The sequence below is a fragment of the Rhizobium sp. SRI_017 genome, from assembly GCF_057586295.1.
Window position 1 is genome coordinate 46,346 of sequence record NZ_JBYCZP010000008.1, and the last position, 22,176, is coordinate 68,521.

28 protein-coding genes and 3 pseudogenes are annotated in these 22,176 nt (G+C 58.7%); 17 read left to right on the forward strand and 14 right to left on the reverse strand.

From position 1 onward, the window contains the following. Positions 1-2: 2 nt before the first annotated feature. The gene (locus tag AC2YI2_RS18150; protein WP_487387900.1) at positions 3-2,156 is read right to left on the reverse strand and encodes a xanthine dehydrogenase family protein molybdopterin-binding subunit; all 2,154 of its coding nucleotides are present in this window, start codon (positions 2,154-2,156) and stop codon (positions 3-5) included. Positions 2,157-2,159: 3 nt separating this feature from the next. Then, positions 2,160-2,618, reverse strand: coding sequence for a (2Fe-2S)-binding protein (locus tag AC2YI2_RS18155; RefSeq protein ID WP_487387901.1), 459 nt, complete (start codon positions 2,616-2,618; stop codon positions 2,160-2,162). Positions 2,619-3,137: 519 nt separating this feature from the next. Here AC2YI2_RS18155 and AC2YI2_RS18160 point away from each other — a divergent pair. After that, positions 3,138-3,437, forward strand: coding sequence for a hypothetical protein (locus AC2YI2_RS18160; RefSeq protein ID WP_487387902.1), 300 nt, complete (start codon positions 3,138-3,140; stop codon positions 3,435-3,437). 252 nt (positions 3,438-3,689) lie between these two features. Beyond that, complete coding sequence (locus tag AC2YI2_RS18165; protein ID WP_487387903.1) at positions 3,690-3,992, forward strand: RES domain-containing protein; 303 nt, start codon at positions 3,690-3,692, stop codon at positions 3,990-3,992. Between the two features lie 209 nt (positions 3,993-4,201). On the opposite strand, the gene AC2YI2_RS18170 is transcribed toward AC2YI2_RS18165, so the two are convergent. The 3 genes and pseudogenes from AC2YI2_RS18170 to AC2YI2_RS18180 all read right to left on the reverse strand — a co-directional run bounded on the left by AC2YI2_RS18170 (position 4,202) and on the right by AC2YI2_RS18180 (position 6,802). After that, positions 4,202-5,296, reverse strand: a complete 1,095-nt coding sequence (locus AC2YI2_RS18170; RefSeq protein WP_487387904.1) for a calcium:cation antiporter — start codon at positions 5,294-5,296, stop codon at positions 4,202-4,204. A 427-nt stretch (positions 5,297-5,723) separates the two neighbouring features. Further along, a pseudogene (locus tag AC2YI2_RS18175) lies at positions 5,724-6,436 on the reverse strand (IS6 family transposase). Positions 6,437-6,613: 177 nt separating this feature from the next. Next, positions 6,614-6,802, reverse strand: a complete 189-nt coding sequence (locus AC2YI2_RS18180; protein WP_487387905.1) for a ribbon-helix-helix domain-containing protein — start codon at positions 6,800-6,802, stop codon at positions 6,614-6,616. A gap of 295 nt (positions 6,803-7,097) precedes the next feature. On the opposite strand from AC2YI2_RS18180, the gene AC2YI2_RS18185 reads away from it, so the two are divergent. The 8 genes from AC2YI2_RS18185 to AC2YI2_RS18220 all read left to right on the forward strand — a co-directional run bounded on the left by AC2YI2_RS18185 (position 7,098) and on the right by AC2YI2_RS18220 (position 10,590). Continuing rightward, positions 7,098-7,967 carry a TIGR02587 family membrane protein gene (locus AC2YI2_RS18185; protein ID WP_487387906.1) on the forward strand — a complete coding sequence of 290 codons (870 nt, stop codon included), beginning with the start codon at positions 7,098-7,100 and terminating at the stop codon, positions 7,965-7,967. Between the two features lie 68 nt (positions 7,968-8,035). Beyond that, positions 8,036-8,383, forward strand: a complete 348-nt coding sequence (locus tag AC2YI2_RS18190) for a hypothetical protein (protein ID WP_487387907.1) — start codon at positions 8,036-8,038, stop codon at positions 8,381-8,383. Beyond that, on the forward strand, positions 8,373-8,735 hold the full coding sequence (locus AC2YI2_RS18195) for a type II toxin-antitoxin system ParD family antitoxin (protein WP_487387908.1): 363 nt from the start codon (positions 8,373-8,375) through the stop codon (positions 8,733-8,735). Before AC2YI2_RS18190 ends, AC2YI2_RS18195 begins: the two co-directional genes overlap by 11 nt. A 174-nt stretch (positions 8,736-8,909) precedes the next feature. Next, positions 8,910-9,047 carry a hypothetical protein gene (locus tag AC2YI2_RS18200; protein WP_487387909.1) on the forward strand — a complete coding sequence of 46 codons (138 nt, stop codon included), beginning with the start codon at positions 8,910-8,912 and terminating at the stop codon, positions 9,045-9,047. A gap of 155 nt (positions 9,048-9,202) precedes the next feature. Further along, a complete protein-coding gene (locus AC2YI2_RS18205) occupies positions 9,203-9,403 on the forward strand; it encodes a hypothetical protein (protein ID WP_487387910.1) in 201 nt (66 codons plus the stop codon). Between the two features lie 120 nt (positions 9,404-9,523). Then, positions 9,524-9,718 (forward strand): hypothetical protein, encoded by a 195-nt coding sequence (locus AC2YI2_RS18210; RefSeq protein ID WP_487387911.1) that lies wholly within the window; start codon positions 9,524-9,526, stop codon positions 9,716-9,718. A 224-nt stretch (positions 9,719-9,942) separates the two neighbouring features. After that, positions 9,943-10,197 carry a DUF2188 domain-containing protein gene (locus tag AC2YI2_RS18215; protein ID WP_487387912.1) on the forward strand — a complete coding sequence of 85 codons (255 nt, stop codon included), beginning with the start codon at positions 9,943-9,945 and terminating at the stop codon, positions 10,195-10,197. A 30-nt stretch (positions 10,198-10,227) separates the two neighbouring features. Beyond that, entirely contained in the window at positions 10,228-10,590 is a 363-nt protein-coding gene (locus AC2YI2_RS18220) for a DUF4087 domain-containing protein (protein ID WP_487387913.1), read from the forward strand. A gap of 533 nt (positions 10,591-11,123) precedes the next feature. Here the strand turns inward: AC2YI2_RS18220 and AC2YI2_RS18225 are convergent. The 4 genes from AC2YI2_RS18225 to AC2YI2_RS18240 all read right to left on the reverse strand — a co-directional run bounded on the left by AC2YI2_RS18225 (position 11,124) and on the right by AC2YI2_RS18240 (position 14,249). Further along, positions 11,124-11,393, reverse strand: a complete 270-nt coding sequence (locus AC2YI2_RS18225; protein ID WP_487387914.1) for a hypothetical protein — start codon at positions 11,391-11,393, stop codon at positions 11,124-11,126. Positions 11,394-11,789: 396 nt separating this feature from the next. Then, positions 11,790-12,020, reverse strand: a complete 231-nt coding sequence (locus AC2YI2_RS18230) for a hypothetical protein (RefSeq protein ID WP_487387915.1) — start codon at positions 12,018-12,020, stop codon at positions 11,790-11,792. 315 nt (positions 12,021-12,335) lie between these two features. Then, entirely contained in the window at positions 12,336-12,494 is a 159-nt protein-coding gene (locus AC2YI2_RS18235; RefSeq protein WP_487387916.1) for a hypothetical protein, read from the reverse strand. A gap of 1,401 nt (positions 12,495-13,895) precedes the next feature. After that, positions 13,896-14,249 (reverse strand): DUF6894 family protein, encoded by a 354-nt coding sequence (locus tag AC2YI2_RS18240; RefSeq protein WP_487388157.1) that lies wholly within the window; start codon positions 14,247-14,249, stop codon positions 13,896-13,898. Between the two features lie 494 nt (positions 14,250-14,743). Between AC2YI2_RS18240 and AC2YI2_RS18245 the strand changes: the two genes are divergently transcribed. The 4 genes from AC2YI2_RS18245 to AC2YI2_RS18260 are packed head-to-tail and all read left to right on the forward strand — an operon-like array spanning position 14,744 to position 16,329. After that, the gene (locus tag AC2YI2_RS18245) at positions 14,744-14,974 is read left to right on the forward strand and encodes a hypothetical protein (protein WP_487387917.1); all 231 of its coding nucleotides are present in this window, start codon (positions 14,744-14,746) and stop codon (positions 14,972-14,974) included. Positions 14,975-14,976: 2 nt separating this feature from the next. Next, positions 14,977-15,252: a hypothetical protein gene (locus AC2YI2_RS18250; RefSeq protein ID WP_487387918.1), complete on the forward strand. Its 276-nt coding sequence runs from the start codon at positions 14,977-14,979 to the stop codon at positions 15,250-15,252. A gap of 38 nt (positions 15,253-15,290) precedes the next feature. Further along, complete coding sequence (locus AC2YI2_RS18255; RefSeq protein ID WP_487387919.1) at positions 15,291-16,010, forward strand: SOS response-associated peptidase family protein; 720 nt, start codon at positions 15,291-15,293, stop codon at positions 16,008-16,010. 1 nt (position 16,011) lies between these two features. Continuing rightward, the gene (locus AC2YI2_RS18260; protein WP_487387920.1) at positions 16,012-16,329 is read left to right on the forward strand and encodes a hypothetical protein; all 318 of its coding nucleotides are present in this window, start codon (positions 16,012-16,014) and stop codon (positions 16,327-16,329) included. A 199-nt stretch (positions 16,330-16,528) separates the two neighbouring features. Here the strand turns inward: AC2YI2_RS18260 and AC2YI2_RS18265 are convergent. After that, positions 16,529-17,464, reverse strand: a pseudogene (locus AC2YI2_RS18265) (pirin family protein). Positions 17,465-17,636: 172 nt separating this feature from the next. Next, positions 17,637-18,548: a LysR family transcriptional regulator gene (locus AC2YI2_RS18270; RefSeq protein ID WP_487387921.1), complete on the reverse strand. Its 912-nt coding sequence runs from the start codon at positions 18,546-18,548 to the stop codon at positions 17,637-17,639. Between the two features lie 33 nt (positions 18,549-18,581). On the opposite strand from AC2YI2_RS18270, the gene AC2YI2_RS18275 reads away from it, so the two are divergent. Then, positions 18,582-19,226: a hydrolase gene (locus AC2YI2_RS18275; RefSeq protein ID WP_487388158.1), complete on the forward strand. Its 645-nt coding sequence runs from the start codon at positions 18,582-18,584 to the stop codon at positions 19,224-19,226. A 398-nt stretch (positions 19,227-19,624) separates the two neighbouring features. After that, positions 19,625-19,975 (forward strand): ethanolamine utilization protein, encoded by a 351-nt coding sequence (locus AC2YI2_RS18280; protein ID WP_487387922.1) that lies wholly within the window; start codon positions 19,625-19,627, stop codon positions 19,973-19,975. 202 nt (positions 19,976-20,177) lie between these two features. On the opposite strand, the gene AC2YI2_RS18285 is transcribed toward AC2YI2_RS18280, so the two are convergent. From AC2YI2_RS18285 to AC2YI2_RS18295, 3 genes and pseudogenes are all read right to left on the reverse strand, one after another. Then, positions 20,178-20,603, reverse strand: a complete 426-nt coding sequence (locus tag AC2YI2_RS18285) for a DUF1801 domain-containing protein (RefSeq protein ID WP_487387923.1) — start codon at positions 20,601-20,603, stop codon at positions 20,178-20,180. Then, positions 20,596-21,238 (reverse strand): annotated as a pseudogene (locus AC2YI2_RS18290) (class I SAM-dependent DNA methyltransferase). The gene AC2YI2_RS18285 and the pseudogene AC2YI2_RS18290 overlap by 8 nt, the downstream one beginning before the upstream one ends. Positions 21,239-21,254: 16 nt before the next feature. Beyond that, on the reverse strand, positions 21,255-22,022 hold the full coding sequence (locus tag AC2YI2_RS18295; protein WP_487388159.1) for an SDR family NAD(P)-dependent oxidoreductase: 768 nt from the start codon (positions 22,020-22,022) through the stop codon (positions 21,255-21,257). Between AC2YI2_RS18295 and AC2YI2_RS18300 the strand changes: the two genes are divergently transcribed. Next, positions 21,930-22,148 carry a hypothetical protein gene (locus AC2YI2_RS18300; RefSeq protein ID WP_487387924.1) on the forward strand — a complete coding sequence of 73 codons (219 nt, stop codon included), beginning with the start codon at positions 21,930-21,932 and terminating at the stop codon, positions 22,146-22,148. The genes AC2YI2_RS18295 and AC2YI2_RS18300 overlap by 93 nt on opposite strands. The last annotated feature ends 28 nt before the right edge of the window (positions 22,149-22,176 follow it).

Here is a 22,176-nt window from a genome sequence, read left to right on the forward strand (position 1 = left end):
TTTCAGGACGACATGAGATTGACGACGGGAAGCTGGCGCACCGGCGCGCCGGTTAGCTTCCGCCAAGCATTGGCGACCGCCGGCCCCGCAGGGGGCACGCCGGGCTCGCCGACGCCGGTCGGTTTCTCCGTCGATTTGATGATCTCTACCGCGATATCGGGCATCTCGTTTATGCGGATCGAGCGATAGTCGTGGAAATTGGACTGCATGATCCGTCCGCCTTCGCCCAAAGTCACGGCGTCAAACAACACGGCGCCAAGTCCATAACCGATGCCGCCCTCCATCTGCGCTTTGATGACATTGGGATTGACCGCGATGCCGCAATCGACCGCGCACCAGACTTTGTGGACGCGCGGTGCGCCATCGGCGCCGACCGAGACTTCCGCGACCTGGGCCACGAAACTGCCGAAGCTTTCGACGACCGCGACGCCACGCGAATGGCCCTGCGGCAGTTTCGCACCCCAGTCCGCCATCTCGGCGGCCTTGCGCAGCACGCCAGCATGGCGGGAGTCTTTTTCGAGCAAAGCCAGCCGGCCCTCGACAGGGTCACGGCCGACGCGGGTCAGCAGTTCATCGACGAAGGTCTCGACGGCAAAGCCGGTATGGGTATGCCCGACCGATCGCCACCAGAGCGGCGGGATCGGCAGCTTGATATTGTGCGAGGTCACCTTCAGGTTCGGGATCTTGTAGGGAAGGTTCGATGCGCCCTCCACTGAGGTCGAGTCGAGATCGGCCTTGGCCATGATAGACTGGCCGACGATCACCTGGTCCCAGGCGACAATCTCGCCTTTGGCGTTGATGGCGCCCCGCATCTTGTGCGCATACATCGGCCGATAGAAACCGCCCTGGATATCGTCTTCGCGGGTCCACATATGCTTGAGGGGACGATCGCCGCCACTCAGGGCGTATACTGTCGCGGCCTCTTGCATATAGGGCGAACCGAACTGCGCCTTGCGTCCGAAGCTGCCGCCAGCAAGCTGGGTGTTGACCCGGACCTTAGACTCGTCGAGCTTTAGGATCTGGGCCGCCACCTGCTGGTCGAAGCCGGGGAACTGGGCGCCGTTATAGATATCGACCGAACCGTCTGCAGCTTTGATGAAGACGGCGTCGAGCGGCTCCATCGGCGCATGGGCGAGGAAGGGGAAGACGATTTCAGCCTCGATGGTCTCGAGGCCGTCCTGCTTGAAGGCCTTGTCGACGTCACCGTTGTTGGTCGCTTCCAGGCCAGGCTCGTTGAAGTGCCTGGCATATTCGGCAGCCAGCTGTGACGAGGAGCGAGTCTCGGCCTGGCTCACGTCCCATTCGATTTTCAGCGCGTCGCGGCCCTTGAGCGCGGCAAACGTGTTATCGGCATAGACGGTGACACCCTGCGGGATCTGCTTGACATCGACCACGCCCTGGACCTTGCGGGCTTCGCTGTCATCGACCGATTTGACGGTGGCGCCAAAGAACTTGGCATGGGCGACCACCGCGATCAGCAGATTGTCGGGGGTGATATCAAGAGTGAAAATCGCCGTGCCATTGATCTTGCCCCTAGTGTCGAGCTTCGGCAGTTCAGTGCCAATGAGCACGAAATCCTTGGGGTCCTTTAGCTTGGTATTGTCCGGTGGCGTCTGCTTCGCTGCGGCATCCGCAAAGGCGCCGAAACCGCTTTCCTTGGACGACGCGGCATGCTTGATGCGGCCCTTTTCCACGGTGATCTCGGAGGCCGGGACCTTCCACGCCTCGGCTGCCGCCGCGACCAACATGGCGCGGGCGGTCGCGCCCGCCTGCCGCATCTGTTCGTAGGCATTGGCGATCGAGCTCGATCCGCCCGTGCCCTGCAGTCCGAAGAGAAGGTTGGCGTAAATTTTGTTGTCGGTCGGCGAATGGACCGCCCGCATCTGGCTCCAGTCGGCGTCCAGTTCTTCGGCCAACAAGGTCGCGAGACCTGTGAATGGCCCCTGTCCGAATTCGATATGCTTGGAGAGAATTGTGACAGTATCGTCCGTCGCTATCTTCACGAACGCGTTGAGCGGGAGTAGCTCCGGCCCGCCGCCGGCGGGCACTCCTGTGGGCGCTGCAGAGAGGAATTTCGGCGCGATCGAAACGCCGATGACCAGGCCGGCGCCGGCGAGAAAGCCACGGCGGGTGGCAGTGATGTCATGGATTGTCATGGCTCAGCCCTCCATCGAGTTGGCAGCATTATGGATAGCCGCACGGATACGATGATAGGTGGCGCATCGACAGATATTGCCGGCCATTGCGCCGTCAATCTCCGCATCTGTCGGCTTCGGCACCATCTGCAGAAGCGCAACCGCCGACATGATCTGCCCGGATTGACAGTAGCCGCATTGCGGCACGTCGATCGCAGCCCACGCGGTCTGGATCGCTTCGGCCTCTTTGCCCTCGATGCCTTCGATCGTTACGATCTCGGAGCCGTCGACCATCGAGATCGGGGTGACGCAGGAGCGGCGAGTCATGCCGTCTAGGTGAACCGTGCAGGCGCCACATTGGGCGACACCGCAGCCATATTTCGTCCCGGTCAGTTTCTCGAAATCCCTGATGACCCAGAGCAGAGGCGTCTCGGGATCGCCGTCGAACGTGCGTTCTTTTCCATTGAGAGTGAATGTCACCATGTCCAGGCTTCCTTGCGAAGGAGCCGGCCATGGGTCGGCTCGAAAATCTCGGTTGGGTGGCGCCAGGCTGGCGATGACACAGCCTGGGGAGAGGTGGTTCGAGAAGGGAGTTACAACGGCGGCCATCAGGCAATTCAAAAAAATGTAACGAGAGGGATGGCGGCGTTCGGAATTTCTTTTTCTCCCAGGAAAATTTGAAATGGATCTTCTTGTCAGTTTGTTCCCAAGGCTGAGCAAAATTGTCCGTCGTTCGCAGCGGCTACGCTGACTTCGTCATCTGCGTCATCAGTTGAAGACGATCGCATTCAGCGTAGACCTGAATTTTAGGACTTGTTCATGTGCGGTTCATGGCAAGTAAAGGCCGACCTATGGGTTAGGACGGACTGTGCGCGGCCCGGATTCGGTAAAAGGACCTGGCGGGATTGCCAGGTCCATCCCTCATCTGAATGTTAGCACTCATTCATGCACGGTTCATCACCCCGATATTAGACGGGTGCATCAACGAACGCGGAGAGCATTATGAGAAAGATAATTGTGGGCGCGGTTGCTGCACTGATCGCAACCACGTCCTTGACCACAGCTGCCGAAGCCGGACAACGCTGGAAGCGCGGCTGGCACAAGGGGCACCATCACGCATGGCACCATAAGCGCGCGTGGAAGCGTCACGCTGGCTGGAACCACGGCCGTTGGCACCATCGCCACACCGGCTGGCGCGCTGGTATCTGGATTGGCGGTCCTAAGGTCGTCATTGGTAGCGGCTGCTTCGTCAAAAAGAAGATCAACCGCCACGGCGTCGTTGTTAAGAAGCGCTTTTGCTGATCGATTGAAAGAAGCCCGGCGGAACTGCCGGGCTTTTTTATGGGCTGGCTGGTTACGGTAACTTAGCGCGGCTCGTTTAGGGTGCCTTTCTGGCCAGCAGGCGGCGCTTTCGCTTTGTGAGCGTTCTCGACGATCAATATGCACGCGCCTGTAAAACGGAGCAGGCAGGCTAAGATCTTGGCCTTCAGGCAGATACCAAACGTTGGCGTTTGAGTAATTTCCCGAACCCCGACGCGTGAGCTGGCGGTCCCTTTGGGCAGCTGGACGCCGAGCCGCTTCAGTGATCCGCGCCGACGTGACGCCGCAAAGCGCTTCGGCGTTCTCTATCTGGGCGAAACACTTAAGGTCTGTTTCCTCGAGGCGGCCCTGCGTGATCGCCGGCACGGCCTTATCGGCGATCTTTCGATTGAGCAAAGAGAAATCTATGCGCGGCGCTACACGATTGCCGAACTCAGCCTTGTTGACCTGCGTGACGATCATGCCATCAGGATGGGCGTGCCGACTGACGTGGCGAAATCCTCGCGGCAGAGCCTCGCACGCTCCTGGCTCGACTAAATCTTTGGCCGCCAATGGATGATCTCGGTCAGTGAGATCACACATTCCATCTGGAAACCATAAATTTACGGTTTCGTATCTAAAGGCGTCGGCAGTTGGTTCGCATTGGATGTCTTATAGTGGTGATGGAACCCTCTAATCCCATGTCCCACGCTGGCTGTCGACCTCCGCATATTTCAGGTCAGGTCATCTCACGGAGTAATTGCACCTCAGGCGGTCAGAACAGTCAGCGTTATGAACGTGGCAAAGAGAATAAAGTGGGTCATACCTTCAATGGCGTTCGTCTCTCCGTCGTTGAGATTGATTGCTGCAGCAATGAGCGTGAGTGCGACCATGACGGTCTGAAGCGGGGTCATCGCCATGATGAGAGGTTGACCCTCATAAAGGGCCAGCGCTTGCATTGCCGGTACGGTGAGGATAACGGTGGATAGCGAGGCGCCCATTGCGATGTTGATGACCGCCTGCATGCGATTGCGAAGCGCGGCTTTCAGGGCGGTCAGGATCTCAGGCGCAGCCGAGATCGCGGCTACGACAACCGCGACTAATCCCGGTGAGACACCAGTTGCCTTGATGCCGGCGCTAAGGAATGCGGACATGATCTCTGCCAGGAAGCCGATCAGCGCTACGCCGAGGATGATTATTGCGATCGAAAAAGCCAACGGCGGCGCGGAGCTTTGGCCATCCGTTCCGGCTTCCTGCATGGCGGCGGAATAGCTGTAGCGAAAGAAGCCAGAATGCTGTCCAATCTGCATGCGCAGAAACAGCGCGTAAAGCGTGATCATCGCGAAGATCGTGAAGATCGAATAGAGGTGCCACTTTGCCGGCGGCACGAATTCCGGCACGATCATGGAAATGCCGATCGCCGTCAGGATCATCACACCATATGTGCGGCCTGAATTGTCGTTATAGGACTGTTCCCCGTGTTTCAAACCGCCAATAAGGGCCGCGAGCCCGATGATCCCGTTGATATCGAGCATCACCGCCGAATAGATGGTGTCGCGAACGAGTGTCGGTGAGCTCTCGGAACTCATGATGATCGCAAGGATCACAACCTCGATGAGGACCGCCGATAACGTGAGTATCATCGTGCCATAGGGATCACCAATTCTCTTGGCAAGCGCCTCCGCATGGCGCGCGACGCGGACGGAAACCGCGACAATGGCGACGAGCAAGATTGCGAAGACGGTGAATGAGGTGCCGGGTCCACCGCCGAGGAGCGCGTCTTCGGCGAAGAGGATCGCCAAGCCCACGATGAGTGCAAGAACCAATCGGCTCTCCCGCCACAGCACCTGCGAGAGCGACATCATAGCACCATGGCGGTGACGGTGAGGATTGCAATTAGGATCGCCGAACTGACGATCGCCATTTTCTTCAAGCGGGTCATCGTCGCCTCCCAAAAAACTTCTGGTGCTATCAAGGCTTGTCGGACCTTCTGTCGCGAGTATGCGTATGGAACGCGCTGTCAAGCAAATTGGGTCCCACCGGGACAATTTCGGCGTGGATGGTCAAGCGAACAGACTGTCAGTCCCTCCTGCTTTTAGCATGGTGCCGGTTGAGAAGGCGCTCTGGCCGGCTAATGCGGCCGTGATGGCTCCTCGGGAGGAAATGCCACTTTTACCTTTGAGAGAAAACGTGGATTATGTATGGGCGTGTCGCGCATCTGGTGGACCCGTAATTCTCGCCTGAACGGGATATATTTCACGCTTTATTACCCTTATGAGGCCCGAAGAGTCACGCAAGCAGGTCGTTCTGGTCGTTGACAGTCTAATCGCTGGAAAAGCCGAAGCCTTTCCTCAGCCAGAGCATCGCCTCGAAACCCGCGATGGCTCGCCGCGCCGTGTTGAAGGATTGGAAGCCGCCGATCTTCGGCACGGTCTCTTCACGCGGAAATGGTCGCTTTCGATGCCCTGCTGGAGATGATTGGTGACATAGTGGAGGGGATCCGGACGCAGGCCGCCGCCAACCGACGTTTTGATTGTGGTCGGAATGTGTTGGTGCCATCCGTGCCGATATCCCCCGGCGACATCAGAGGCTAGTCCTTCAGCACTTTGCGGAAGAAGCGCTTGGCGGCATCAAGGTCGCTTCGCAGTCAGAAGGAAAGCCACCGGGTTTCCGTGTTTGTCGATGGCCCGTTATAGGTGTCGCCATTTGCCGCGGATCTTGGCTTAGGTCTCATCGATCCGGAGCGAGCCGCAATGCGGTCGCCGAAACTGGCGCAACCGCCTCTCGATCATCGGCGCGTAGGTCAGGACCCAGCGACCGATCGTGATGTGGTTGACCTCGAAGCCACGTTTCCGGGACATTTCTTCCAAATCGCGATAGCTGAGCGGAGAGCGCAGATACCAGGCCACTGCCTGCACTATGAGCCGTGTCTCAAAATGCCTGCCTTTGAAATCATCCTTTGACTAACGCTTCAGTATTTCGACAAGGGCATTCAGAATCATGGGCTCGCTCCGCGACTTTCGGAGCGGCAGATTCTCTGCCGATGGTCAACATCGGTGAACCAGGAAAATTTCCGACAAGCCCTGATCAAGTCTTCAACGGCGCGACCTGTGCGGACGATCGGCAGCACGACTAGGAGTCACGCCGGGAAGCGTCAAACCGGCGGCGAGCTTCCGCCTTTACATCCTCCATCGAGGCGTGTGAACTCGGCCCCTGTCGATGCAATCCTTCACCAACTCGCGCAGCTTCTCGACGGTGTAGCCGAGCAGATCGCGCCGCTCTTTCCATTCGCGCACCGCGTCACGGATTGCCTCGCTGGTTGAGGCATACTCATCTGCACCGACGGCGTTGCGCACGAAGTCCGCCATCTATGGCGTCAGTGCGGTCGTTATTTTCTCGAGATTTGCCATAAGTGTACCTCTTCTTGACTTGTTCCCAAAGTTTGCGTTTAGGATACCGCATGCAAGGATAAATAGTGGAGAAAAATGCTGTTCTGCTGCTACAACGTGCTACGTCGCGAATGTGAATCGCCGTCCTCCGGAGCCGAGGGATGATGAGCTACCTAGCAAAATCGGACCAAAACCAACCGGCTCATATGGCTTAGCTATCCCACTGTTGACCGCAGCATCCGTTGCATTTCGTTGATGGCGCTGCGCAAAGTGTATGGCATCGAATCTCATTGAGATCCGTATCCCGGAGGACGGCTTGGACAGCGAAATAGCGATCCCAACTACGCGCGAGTTTTTGATCAGCGTCGGCCGCGCCTTCGCCGGGGCACTTCTTTTTGCGCTTCCAATCCTGATGACGATGGAAATGTGGGAGCTGGGCGTGACGTTGCACCCCTGGCGTATCGCTCTCTTGCTCACTACGGTCCTGCCGCTCCTTCTTGGCCTCTCCCACTTCAGCGGCATCCGCTACACCGCCCATTGGCGCGATGAGATCGCCGACGTTCTCGTCGCCATCCTGGTCTCCAGTCTGACCGCGCTGATAGTGCTTTGGACTTTCGGCGTCATATCGATCGGCATGCCGATCTCCGAGATCATTTCGAAGCTGGCGATGCAATTCATCCCGTGCAGCATCGGCGCAATGCTTGCACGCAGCCAGCTTGGCGGTTCATCTGTAGGCAACGGCGAAGAGCGAGAGCCGTCCTATGCGGGCGAGCTGTTCCTTATGATGGCAGGGGCGCTCTTTTTGTCGTTGAGCGTCGCTCCAACAGAGGAAACGATCTTGATCGCGTTCAAGATGACGACAGGCCAGGAAATCCTGCTCGTATTAAGTTCGCTCCTGGTGATGCAGCTGTTCGTCTATGCAGCGCATTTCCGTGGCGGGCATACCTTCGAAGGGATGTCGATCGCCAGCGAGTTTGCGCGCTTTACGGTGGTCGGCTACGTAGTCGTCATGGCCGTCAGCTTCTGCCTGCTTTGGCTCTTGGGACAGATTGACGGGACATCCTGGCGAGAAATCCTGAGCATCTGTGTTGTCCTCAGCTTTCCCGGCGCGATCGGCGCCGCAGCGGCGCGGCTGATCCTATGAGTGGCCAAAGCGAAAAGAATACGGAGGCTAAGACCACGAAACAGGGGACGTCAGGTCTGGAATGGGGCGTGGCGGCGATCGCCGGAGTGCTCTTCGTCGTCATGGTGGGATACATGGTGGTGGAGGGCTTCGCCACCGCCGAAAACCGCGTAGAGATCCAGATCATAGCATCACCTGCCGTCCGCCAAGGCAACGCATTCGCCGTCAGGTTCGATGCACGTAACATCGGCAATCAAACCGCTTCGAGCCTTGTTGTCCGGGCTACGCTGTCCGAAGGCGATCGTGAGGTGGAGACAGCAGAGGTAACGATCGACTACCTGCCAGGTCGGTCGAGCGCTTTTGGAGGATTTTGGTTTTCGAACGACCCGTCGCGGCTCAAGGTTGATATCCGGGCCGTCAGCTACCTTGACCCATGAGAAAGGTCTGGTGGCGAGAGTTGCCGCCCGCTCGCTGTATCATGAGGAGACAATCACCCCAAACTCTAGGAAAGGAGATCTGACCATAGCCAGTATCGCGCTCGGCGCCCACTACGAGAAGTTCCTGAAAGAGCTCGTTGACGAAGGGCGACATAACAGCGACAGCGAAGTGGTGCGGGCAGGCCTGCGCATGCTCGAGGACCATGAGGCCGGTCGTGCGCGTTGGATTCGGGAAGAACTTCCCGGCCGTCTGGCCGCCCATCTGGCCGATCCGAGCACCGGAATCCCGGCCGAGGAGGTGCATGCCGAACTGCGGACCTTGCACGAAAGGCGTAAGTCGGGAAAGCGCTAGGGCATGGCCCATCGCATCATCTACCGTCCCGAAGCCCCGGCAGGAGCTCCGCGACCTCTATCAGTACATCGCCGAAGCCGCGTTCCGGTAGCGGGCTCGTAGCTGGACCGCCTTGTGCCCCCCTGGTCGAAGGCCTCCAGATGTTCCCCAGCGTGGCACCGAACGCGCGGACATGTGCCCGGACTGCGGATCATCGGCTACAAGCGCAGTGCCAGTATCGCCTTCGTAATCCAGCGCGGCGAGGTTGTAATCCTGTGCGTGGTCTACGGCGGGCGAAACATCACCGCCGACCTGCTCGACGAGCGTCTGTGAGCCCTGGCGGCGCCGGCAGTGTGGAGAAGGGCGGTGATCCTTTGCCCCGTTGGTGCAAAATCGAGAAGGCCAACAAGGGGAACACAGGCCAGTGGTGACCGACAACGGCTACCACGAAAGCGCGCTCCACGCGGACGAAAGCGCTCTGTCGGGACATGAAGCGCAGCTTTGCCGGCCAAAAGACCACCAAGCATTCGGCTGGCGAATATGTCCGTCACGAAGGCGATGCGGTCCAGTTCTACGCCCTTGCTCTCGTTCTGCATGATGACAACTCCTCACTCAACCAACGCGACCCCATTGGGGATCAAATGGAGTCGTTCCGCGGCTCTGGAACATTCCGCGCTGCTCGCAATTGAATCCGTCACGAAAGGAGGCCGTCATGGAACATTGGGACGTGGTTTCAGTCGGATTTCTGAGCGCAGCATTCTTGTTTTGCATCGGCATATTGGTGCTGAGAACTTGAGGAGAGGATCTTGATGAACCTGGCACAGCGGTCGCTCGGCGATCCGCAGCGACTTGTGGTGCTGGAACAGCAACTCGAGGCACACATAGGTGAAATTTTGTCCGAGGCAGCCGACGCCGGCTATTCGACTGCCGAAGTGCTGATGGCGTTCAGAGTAGTGTGCGATCGCCAGCGTACGGCGTTGGCAGAAGATCCGGATCCCGCGTAAGGAGGTCGCATAGCGCTCCTATCAGAAGCTTAGCGGTGTGGGAACCGAAAGCGGGAACCGTTTTCGACCATCCGCGTTTATCGGCCCATGCGAACCGATAGGACTCAAACTTCCACAACCGTTTTGGCGCTTTTCGGCGTCGGAGTAATCGTGTTTTTCGGGGCCGTCGCGACGGGATTCCAACCGTTTCGTTCGAAACTTCAGACTGAGATTAGCACTGCGAAATGACCATAGCGGAGCCCGTTACCTTCAAGTCGATTCCCGCCACACGCGGATGGACCGTCATCCGTGATGGGAGAGCTGTAGCCCACTATCCGAATCAGAGCATCGCCGAACGCGAAATGGCGCGCCTGGCGCGGGCGGTGGCGAAGAAGGGTGGACAAGCTCGAGCGATCCTCCATAAGCGGGACGGCTCTGTTGCAAGTGAGAGGACCTACACGAAACTGCCGACGCCATGGTTGGGGCCAGGAGCGAGGTAAGGTACCGTGCCTCGCCAGCCGGAGATTTTCGTGAGACTAATTCTTGCCAGTGTCGCATTGATTTTTCTAATGGCCGCTCCCGGCCAGGCCGAAGAGCGCTGTGGATGGCTGAGCAACTCCGCCACGGGTAAATGGGATCTCTACGACACCCGAGGCGCCTGGCAGATCATGTTCCTCGGAGGTGATAGCAGCCAAGCCGAGGGAATGGACAAGATCCCGGATCTGACGTTAGGGGAATATGTCAGAACGTTCGCGACCAAGGGGTATGGCTGCGCTTGCATGGACGCCGATACCGATGACGATGCGATCACGCGAATTCATTCGGTGAGGCAGTTGCCCCTTTCCAGATGTCGGACCGACCCGGCAATCCAGTATTTTCTGCAGAAGGATTAGATCGTGCGCCGCGCCAACAGGTAGCGGCGCACAGAAGGAGTTTTTCGACATTTTTTCGGGCAGGTGACTCTCACCAATCAATGTTGCATTCGGTCACATAGCATGTGCCTTTGCCGCCCGTGCTGTGCCTATCACACTCGCGAACAGCCTTGTTCGAGGCTTTGCGTTCCGAGTTATAACCTGTGCTCCACCCCGTAGCGCCTTCTGGATCTTCCGCCGTGCACCCCCACGCCAGAGCATTTGAAGACCACGCAAGGAGCCGGCTAGGACTGCAATTGCAATCAGGCTGTGTCTTATAGTAAAATGCATTGAAGTCATCCCTTGAGTTAGTTGCTCAGCTTGCGCTGGCATGCTGCTAACGTCCCAGCAGGAAGATCCATGCAAGATAAATATCCTAAATTCTAAGCTCGTTTCTTCAACTCCGGAAATTGGGGAAATTTCACTGTCGAAATCCGTATTCTTAACGAAGGTCTACCGGCGAAAGTTGTTGCTAACCAAAGGGTACCTTGTGATGAGGGTGTGGGCCGGAGTATTCAATGAATCGTCATCTCGTCGCCGTCGTCAGCATCAATAAGCCGACGTAGCCCGACCTCTTGCACCACCCGTGCGAAATCGTCCCACGCTTCCTGGTCGGTCGTAAAGAGCTCGGTCCACGTGACGGACGTTTCCTCATCGAGGGCGACCTCCAAGGTCCAGCCGTCGTTTCCCTCGATCTTGTAGATCATTACGTCAACGGTCATCTCGTTGTCGCCATATTGCTGCGAGAGTGATGAAATCTCCGCCTTCGGAGGTTCGTCTGTCATGCGATATCTTTCCAACCATGCATTTCTCAGTTCCTAAGATAGCTCTTCCCGCCATCATCCTCTAGGCAGTAGTGCCCGCCTTTCGGTCGAATGCAATATCGACCAAATCGGCATGAGCAGTTTTTGCCGATGACGGCGTCCATCTCCTGAGACGGGATCAGGCCCATCGCGCCCGTCGTCGCCGAGCAATTCTTCTTGCTGCCGCTCACTGAGCCATCTGAGATCAAACCGGCGACGTCATCAGAGGCCTCGAATTCAAAGCCTCAGTAAATCGCATCGGGACTCGAGCTGCCTGTCATGCATGACGCCGCGCTAGGTGCCGCCCCCGGGGCGGGCGCGCCTATGATAGGAAACGGGGGCAATGCCCCCGCTATCGTTTCATCACCGTCGCGATGACTACTGTTGCATGTCCATAGTGGTACCAGGCTCCTGGCACGGTGCGCCGCCCGCGACATGATCACGGCACTTCTGTGCGTCTTCCATGTCTGGTCGACTGGGGTCATTTATGCTGCCCGTGGCCATGTTGTCCTTGCCATTGTTATCGTTCTTTCCGCCATTGTTGTCGGCAGCAAAAGCGAAAGAGGATGCGGCCAGGAGGCCGGCGGCGAGTGTAAGTACGAGTTTCATTTCGAAGTCCTTTCGAGACCGGTTGAGCCCAGTAAACCGGTGGGATTCGAAAGCGTTTCATGATTCATCATGAATTTTTTTGGCCTGCGACGTGAAACTGTTTTTGGTTTCGTAACCAGGCGCACGCCGAAATTGCTGCAGACTTCCGGCGAAGGCTGCGAATATGGTGCTGATCCATCGAACATTCACTTGTGAACAATGGTCCCAACCGTTGCGGCGCGGGGAGAAGGGTGAACGGTTTCCCCACGCTTAACCGGCCCATTCACGGAAGTCGGTTACACCATCATACCGGTCGGCACGAGGTAACTTCTAACCTCAATGTTTCACAAGCCGCATTTGTCGGAGCCGCATCGTCTTCTCCACCCGCTGCTTGCGTTCGTTCTCCATGATCTCGGCGAAGGCCCGGTCGGTTTCCTTTCGCCGCGACTCGATCTTGCCCACGCGGATCTGTTGCTTCTGCTCTTCCTCTTTCATGGGGCACCTCCCGTTGACTAGCTTGGACGCCGTGAACGTGGCACGTCGGTAGAGGTTCCGCGAGCCTGGCATTTCTGTGGGCTGTCCGATCGCCGGGCCATCCTGGCCGCTCGATGCAAACCGTTTGTATCGGTGCTCAGCCAACACTTGATGATCAGATCCGAGGTCGAAATGACCGCCACGCTGATCTTGAGTTCCCGGATGCGCCTCGTGCGAGCGCCTTCCATCTCCCAATGCTGGACTGAACAATCATAGCTCGATCGGCGGCGGAGCCTTATGAGCTTGAGGGCATCGGTCGCCCGCCAAGTGAACCGCAACTTCACCGACCATGGAGTGACGCCGTGACCGAGGACGAACGGCGCCCGACAGATCAGAGCGCAACGCCGTAGCAGCACTCGACACCGACACTGCCGTCTTGCCTGTAGAACATAGTACGCGCAGACTTCCCTCGCTTTGCGGCCACCTTAGCCAGCCGCGTCGCGGCTCGTTCTGCGATAAATTGGAGCGAATATGCGTTGACGAGCTTGTCGTCTCGCGTCACGTGCCAACGGATGCCGTTTGGGGTGGCCTTGAAGACAATGAGATCAACCATGGGCATCAGAACCCCACGCTGAGTGAGATGATACCGATGAGAAGGAAGGGTAGAGCGCCCACGGCGGCCATCTTGATGTTGCGATTCTGCCTGGCGCGATTGCCGTCCCAATCATAAGTCAACTTCTTCTCCACTTGTTTGCGCATCATGGCGCCCTAGAAGCACGCGCAAATCATTTGCGCCGAGAAAATCATGTCTCTAAAAAAGGAAGCCGGCCGCGGGAGGATGCGGCCGGCTTCTGAATAATGGACTTTCGGCTTGGGAGCAGAGTGCCGATTGTCGGTGTGACCCGCCCGGGAGAAGATGGGCAAATCAGTAAGTCCGAAATACGCGAGCTCCCCATTCCCGTGAATCCCAAGAAATAGCGACAGTGACGCGAAAGGCCGGGCTCGCGAGCTCACTGCCGCTGCGAGTCCGCCTTGGGGTAACACAGTTGGCCTGCCCTGGGGCTTCGCCGCCCCGATGCTCATCGGTCAAAGAATAAGTTGACCTCGTGCGCCACTTCGGAGAACGGACCCTAGGTGGAGAGATGGGGCGTCCGGATTAACCAGCTAGAAAACCGCGTGAAGCATCCAGGCGAAGAAACTCGCCAGGGTCGCTGTTGTGAGCAGGCGGTAGATCAACTCATCAGTCAGATTCATCGGTGGGCTCCTTCGCGGAGCCAATGCCCTGATCGCTGAAAAGTTCACACAACGAGGCTGAAGTCGGCCGCAGTTGAGCAGGGCAGAAGGAGCGCCCGCGAGGACGGTCGCCAAGGGATGCTGCGCCACCCCTTCGCTCAGGTGCCCGTGAAACCTATTCCAGTCTCACTACCGACTTGAACGGGACCGTGAACAGCTTGGTGCCCAATTCGTCATCGATCTCGAATTTTTGACTGTCGATGACTTCGTACGGCGGACTTTCTCCCATAGGATTCTTCTTGCTGCTTCTTCAGCTTCGCGGAGAGCGTCTCTCACGCCATCCATCTCGCGCCCTTCCCGATCGGGGATGAGGGCATCGTCATCACGTATATGAAATAGAACCGTGTCATGGGCATTCTCCTGTAAGTGGAGCGACCTGCGACAGCGAATTCGGTTCTGTGAAAACGGCGCGGGTGTCCTCCCAAGATGTTCTGATTTACCCCGCGAATCGACAAGAGCAGCCTCTTGCCAACTAAGGAGGATTCGCTTGTATAACCATTACGAACTCATCTTCGACGTAGTGACAAGGGACGCGCTTGTAGTCATCGATGGTAAAATGTATCGCCTCGACGGACCTTTCGGCACAAGAGAAGATGCCGAGGCTGCGGCTGATGTACTAAAGTTGGCTCTCGCAGATCCAATTCAGACAGGTGCCGCCGCGTAGAATGACTACCCGCCCGCACCTCCCGAGTGCGAGCGGGCGTCGCTGAAGTCGGGACGTACGTCTGCACTGACGCGCGAGGGAAGGTTTCTCACGGCGCTGCCAAGGTAGCATGCCGCTACGGCGTCGTGGGCTTTGTGCGGAAACCTGCCGCCGGCGACGGCGTTCTTTCTTCGGCCCCGGGATAAAGGTTAATCCCGCAACTGGAGACGCTAGCGTTCGAAACTTGCTTGACTCTTTTCCTAACCATGAACAAAATAAGAACATATTCCGCATGAGCGGAGCGTTTTTCATTGTCAGCGATAGGAGAATCGCCATGGCAGCGGCCGAACAACTGCGCCTTGATATCTGCGAGGAGAGAGCTTCCCCGCCTCAGGAGATCGATCTCGTCGATGCATTGATCTGCGCCCATGGGGGTGACGCCAGGCGGGCGGTGCATGAGCTTATGCTGGATGCCGACTTTCTCCGCGATCAGCTTGCCACTGCGGCGTTGTTGATGAGCCGAGGCTACTCCCGCGGCTGGCGGCCGAAGTACGAGCGCCTGTAGACATGGCGGGTTCCGACCTGCGCTTTCTGGGCTTCGGCGTGAAATCCTATCGCGTCCATGATGGTGTGAGCCTCGACACCGTGACCGGCCTACAGCAGTGGGAGGTGCTGGGCGGTCAATGTGCCAAGTGCGGCCGGATTTCGTGGCTCGAAAAACGCGCCGTCGAAAGGAAGGTCGGCAATCAGTACCTTCTGAACCTGCGCGGCAAACTCAAATGCGAGTGCGGCAATAAGCAGGGTAACGACGTCCTCATCGGCTACCTTGACCGAAACCTCTGAGGCGGCAAGTATCGGCCGACCGATGGGAGGCCTACCGCATGTGCAACCTCTACCGCCTTAACCCGCGCGACTGGACGATCGGTTTTTCGGACGTCGTTGCGGGCGCTGAGTTCCTCGTCAACCATATGGACAGCTATGAGGTCTATCCCGATCGGGAGGGGCTCATTCTCCGGAACACGGCCCTCGGCAAGCGCCAGCTCGCCCATGTCAGGTGGGGCCTGCCGTCGTCGAAGAAGGCGCTGATGGACGCGGCATCCAAGCGTGCCGACAAGCTGCGCGCCAAGGGCAAAGAGGTCGATTTCAACGCGCTTCTCAAGATGGAGCCCGACGGCGGCACGACCAACGTCCGAAACACCTCGAGCTCACATTGGAAGCCATGGCTTGGTGTCGAGAACAGATGCATCGTGCCGTTCACTCGCTTCGCCGAGCCCGATCCGGCCAGCAAACCGGAAGGCGGCCGGACACCGAACGCGTGGTTCTCGCTCGACGAAAGCGAGCCCATTGCCTATTTCGCCGGGATCTGGGTTCCGCAATGGACCAGTGTTCGGAAGGTCAAGGAAGGATTGATCACCGCCGACCTCTATGGCTTCCTGACCACCGAGCCGAACGACATCGTCGCCCCGGTTCACCAGAAGGCTATGCCCGTCATCCTCACCGATCCCGACGAGGTCAACACCTGGCTTACCGCGCCCTGGCCGGACGCAAAGGCGCTGCAGCGGCCGTTGCCCGACGATCAGCTCGTCAAGTTGGCGGCGTGAGGTGGCTGAGAAACTCTATCCAACCCGGCACACGACGATTGGCTCGGTGATTGATGCTGGGCTTCGTATTCACGCGTTCTGCATCGACTGCGGCCATGACGAAGATGTGGACCTCGGTGAGGTGGCGCGCCGGCTCGGTCGCAAGCATAGCTCCCTGCCAGTGCACCTGGTGCCTCGGCTCGTCTGTAGCACTTGCGGTAGCAAGAACGTAGGCACGGTGCTGGCACCCGCCAATGAGGCCGTGCCCGCTGATCAGATCAAGCACGTCGATACGAAATGGAAAGAACACTATCGGCAGGACGGGGAAGGAGAGGCGTAATTGCGCCTAATAACGACGATTATCGTGAGCAGGTCGTGACTTTCTCCCGCGTTAAGTGGGCAACAGCCCCTAAATGACTTTCCATCCAAATCCGTCACATCGGTGCCAGCCAAGATCGCCTCCGAAAAGCAGTCTTGGTTCATGCCTCCGGTGATTTGAGAACCCACTTTGTCAACAGGACCTCGTTTGTCAGCACCGGTCAGTCCGGAAGAGGAATGTGCTCATCCCGGTCATCGCCCGGAAGATCGAAGCGACCCTTGCCCCAGTTTTGCGCGCGCCACTTGGATTTGGCCTCTTCGATGCGCGCCTGCGAAAACGCAACGAAATTCCACCAGATGTAGCGGGGCCCCGGAAAAGTCGCGCCGCCGAGAATCATCAACCGCGCGCCTTGGGCGCCGTCCGCGATCGTGATCCTGTCGCCTGGGCGGAAGACCATCATCTGGGAGGCGCCGAATTCCTGGCTGGCGACCGAGATCGAGCCCTCGACGATGTAGATGCCCCGGTCCTCCTGATCGTCCGGCATCGGCAGTCGACGCCCCGCTTCCAATGTCACGCCGGCGTAAAAGGTCTCGGAGAACATCCTCGCGGGCGCGTTCTTGCCGTAGGCGTTGCCGAGGATAAGCCGCACCGACACGCCGATGTCCTCGATCATCGGCAGCGCTCCTTCGCTGTGGTGCTCGAAGCTTGGCACCATATCCTCTTGCGCGTCGCTAGTGCCAGCCAGGTCTGAATACCGAACAGGCTGTTCGGGCCATTGCGGGCGGCAACAGAGGTGCGCTCTGAGTGGGACACGCCGCGTCCGGCAACCATCCAGTTCAACTCGCCGGGACGGATGATCTGGTCGGCACCCGGTGCTGTCCCGATGATGAACGTCACCACGAAACAGGTAGGTGACCGTACCCAGACCGATAGGCGGATGCGGTCGAACGTCAACCCCCTGTCCTGTTAGCAACTCGGCGGGTCCCGCCTGATCGAAAAAGATAAAGGGGCCCACCATCTGCCGCTCCGGCGCCGGCAGGGCGCGCGTGACCTCGAAGTCTCCGAGGTCACGCGTTCGCGGAACGATGAGGGTATCGATCGCGCCGATGCCAACCTTGTCGGGACAGCCAAAATCGATTGCCGGGTTCCAACTCATGCGCATCATCCTCTCCTGGGCTTTCGGACTGTCTAGATTGGCGCGACACTGTCTGCCGAACTAGCCCGGCGATCCGTCAAGCTGTGTTGCAGCAATTGGATCATGCGGGCCATCGCCGAGGGGGTGCCATCAACGAACGCCGGTCCTTGACGAGGCTTCGCACCGTTCGTTTCTAGCCGTCGAGACCCCAAAGTTCCGGGTTCCGTTTGAAATAATCGATCAGCATCTCGGTGAGAACCCGCACTTTCCGCGTGGGATACTGACCTGGCGGACGGACGACATACACACCTGCTACCGGTACCGGATAGCGCGTCATGATCGGAACGAGCGCGCCGGAGGCCACATAGTCATGTATGATGCAGTCAGGGAGCCAGGCGATGCCGAGGCTTGCCGCCGCCGCGACCGCAAGTGCTATAGCGTTGTCGGCCTTGAACCTGCCCTGCGGCTGAACCGTGACGATCTTGTCGCCATCCATGAATTGCCATGTCTCCGTTCCCTGCGTGAGGGCCTGATGGGTGACGAGGTTGCCTGGCGTTTCGGGTGAACCGTGCATTTCAATATAGCCCGGGCTCGCGACAAGCCTGCCATGGAACGGCCCGACGCGTTTCGCGATCAGGTTGGAATCCTGAAGGTAGCCAGCCCGGATCGCGCAATCGAAACCTTCGGCGATGAGATCGACGAAGCGATCCCCGTAGTAGGTATGGATGTGGAGCTTTGGGTGCTGGCGCGCCATTTCGGCAAGCACTGGGGCGACGTGGGTGGGGCCGAAAGTAAGCGGTATAGCAACCCGTAGCCGGCCGCGAAGATCACCGGTCGGAAGGATCGTTTCTCTGGCTGTATCGATCTCGGCGCTGGCTCGCGCCGCATGGTCCCTGAACGTAATTCCCGCTTCTGTTAGCGCGGCGCCGCGGGTCGTTCGTGCAAGAAGCTGGACGCCAAGCTCCGCTTCAATCCGAAATAGCCGCCGGCTGACGATTGACTTGGAGACGCCGAGACGGCGCGCGGCGGCCGATACGCCCCCCGCATCGGCCACTGCGACGAACGTTTGTAGATCCTCGCTGACGCATGTCTCCCATGAACCCATTTCCGTCCATGGCGGCAGAGAATGGAAGTCTTGATGACCCCTCGTAACGGCCTTGATTCGCTTCTTCGTCCCGAAGATTCGGTCCTCGTTCTAATCGATCACCAGCCTTATCAGCTCGCGAACCTGAACAGCCACGATCCGCACATGGTGGTCAACAACACGACCGCGCTGGCGAAGCTAGCCAAAGCCTTCAATGTTCCGACCATTCTCACCAGCGTCATCGCGGCACGCGGTGGACTTCTCTTCAAGCAGATCACCGACGTATTTCCGCGCCAGGAAGTCATCGATCGCACCTGGGTGAACACTTGGCAGGACGAGAATGTGGTAAACGTCGTCAAAGCGACCGGCCGAAAGCAGCTGATCATCGCCGGCCTGTGGACCGAAGTCTGCGTCGCAATGCCCGTGATCCAAGCCGTCGGCGAAGGTTGGGACGTGACCGTGATCACCGACGCATCGGGCGGGATTTCGAAGGAGTCCCACGAAGTAGCCATCCAACGAATGATTGCGGCAGGCGCGAACGTGATGACCGTGATGGCGCTCGCTGGCGAATGGCAACGCGATTGGGCGCGCACCGAGCATGTCGAGGAACTGACCGAGATTCTCATCCAGCACTTTGGCGGCAGCGGCATCGCTTATCTCTGGGAGCAGCAGCTGCTCAACACGCCAGTAGCTGACTGAGTCCGGCCGGGGTGGCGAGCATTTCGGTGAGAGTCGGAATCTATCCGTTTGTTAGCCCTCGCCGCCCTCACCTCACGCAGAAGTCTTCTACCGAAGCCATCCGCTCATATGCGGCGACTGCGTGTGATGCCAGCCGCCATCATTTGAATAATTTACGGAACTTTTCGATGCCTCCCACCTTCAACCTTGGAAGGGACTCGGTCCCGAGGGATAGGCTCCAATCGCAGGGGCGGCGTGGACCCGGCCGGGGGACATTGCCCTGGGCCTAAAAATAGCATCGCGGACACACTGGAAAGTAGCCGTAGATTCAGCATCCGGCCCGCGCTGAAGGCGCGGATCTATTTCACCGGTGCTTCGCATCGTCCACATTGCACAAATAACCATAGAGGAGTCAGTCCATGACCACGCGCAAATTTGCCCTTACCGACGCACCGCTGGAACGCTCGCCAGGGCAGGATGGCGACATTTTTGCCGGTAACGTCCTCGACCAGCGTCACGGCGGTCCGATAACGATCGGTTTCGGGCGCTATGGACCAACCCAGACCCTGGAGGAGACTATGGCCGTGCACGATACGATGGTGATCATCGAAGGAAAGATCACTGTCACCGACGACCACGGATCGGTGACGGCAGGTCCGGGGGAAATCATCGCCATGCAGAAGGGCGATAAGGTGACGATCCGTTCCCACGAGGATGGTGCCGTGACGGCTTACGTCACCTACCCTCATTGGCAACAGCCAGACGCTTGATTGCACCAGGTTGCGGTGGGACACCTAATGGGTCCCAACTGCGGCTCGCTCTCACGGGCCGAAAGCCAACGTCGGATCTTTTACTTTAAATGCCCACTCAAGTACCTTGTTCCTCCATAGGTGATCGGACCCCTTTCGGCCCTCAAACAGCCTTTACGCGTCCTGCGGTAATTTGAGCTCGCGGGTCCTGTGTTACTTCGCTTCAGCAGCCGTGGTCGGGGACGATCCCTTCGGCCGCCGCGTAGGTCCGCCGGGTGATCTCTTCAAGCACACCAAGATCTACGTCCGCCAATTTGGTCAAATAGAGGCAGGCCTTCGAGCGCTTGTGCTTGCCGAGCTTCGCGACCAGGGCGTCATAATCGGCAAACTTACCGACATAGAGCACGAGGTTGGCCGCCCGAGGCGAGAAAGCGACGCGGCACATATCGCCGCCATGGCCGCTCACGTACTGATAGTGATAGATTCCGAAGCCGACGATCGACGGACCCCACATCACCGCGTGCTCACCGGTGACACGCTCCATCATCGCGCGCAACGCGTGGCCGTCAGCGCGGCGCAGGGGATGGGAGACGCCGTTGAGGAAATCATCGACGCTGATGTCAGTCGGCTTCGTCTTTATTTCACCCATGCGTGCCTCCTTCAGCCCGGGTCGCCCGAACACTCAGCCAACGATCATCGGGCTTCCCAACGCACCGACGTATCTCGCTGACGATCCAGCCGGCGTCTGTGAGTTTGGACCGCAGGGCCGCCTCGCGCCAGTACGTCTCGACATAGCGCCGCGGCGTTGAAGCGCTGCCATGCGTGGACACATCCTCGCCATCGCCCTCTCTAACCGAGACATGGAGTGGACCGCCCGTCTTGGTCGCCCGGCAAGCCGTCCAAGCACCGTGCCGAAATCCTCACGCGCAACATGAATCAGACAGGCACAGGCCCAGATTCCATCGTATGGCGTGTTAGGATGCTTCGGGTTGGCCAAGTCCTCTGTCAGCGGATCCAAAAGGTCGGCCTCGAAGCCACTTTCGCGAAGCAGTTCGACGAAACTCTTCGAAATGTCCGTGCGCCGCACGCTGATCCCTCGTTTCTCAAGCTCAACTGCGTCTCGCCCGCCACCGCTTCCAATTTCGAGCACCCTGCCTGAGCCACCCAGCGCGGTCACGAACACATCGATCTCCGTCGCGACCCATTCAGGCATCACTGCCCCCTCAGCAGCATACTCGCCGCGACCGCATCGTAGGACCGCACGGTCTCCTGGTCGGTGCTCATCTTAGTTCTCCTCAGACTAGAACAGGCTGATCCCGGTCAACGCCCCAAGCTTTTCGATCAACCGATCCTGGAAGGTTTCGTCGGTGACATGGGCCGCAGGCCTGCGGACCTCGCGGTGATGCCAATACCTGCCACTGAGCTTGGCGGCGGGATCGTCGCTGACCGAGAGCCATGTCTGAGTCAAATGACCCTGTTCAAGATCATCAGGAGCGCCAGGCCCACCCATCTTCGTTGGCACCCAGCCGGGATCCACCGAGTTGCTTAGCACCTCCGGCCAGTGCCGGGCGACCGCCGCGGCAAGAGTGGCCACATGGAGCTTGCTGTCGGAATAGGCCTGGCTGGGGCTCCAGCGACGCCCGCTCCAATCGATGTCATCAAGCGAAGCACTGCCGCCGAGATGCATGCCGCTGCTGAGATAGACGAGCCTGCCCGGACGCTTGATCAGAGCGGTGAGCATGTAGGGTGCGATTGTGTTCACAGCCAGCGTCTTGGCGTGACCCTCTGCCGTGTCGCCACGAACGGGCTCGAGATAAATGCCGGCATTGTGGATGACCGCGTCGATGCGACCGATGGCGTTGACGTGCTCGGCGATCGATCGGGTCTCGACGGCGCTGCCCAGGTCGCCGATGACAACGCCTGCGATACCGTTTGTCATTCCGCTCACCGCCGAAGCGCGCGCATTCGAGCGTGCATGCAGCACCACCTCATGCCCTTGGCCTATCAAGGTTTGGGCCGCCGCGAGGCCGAGGCCATCGGTAGAACCAGTAATAAATATGCGGGGAATTGGTCGATCCTTTCAAAGGCAGCCGGTGGATTGAAACACGATAGTTCCGCCCCCGCAACCTTTGCTGCCACCAAGATGCTTGTCGATCAGGTCAGACTGAACAAACCACGGTTGCCGGAATTATGATGCTAAATCTCCTGCCAGCTGACCCTCG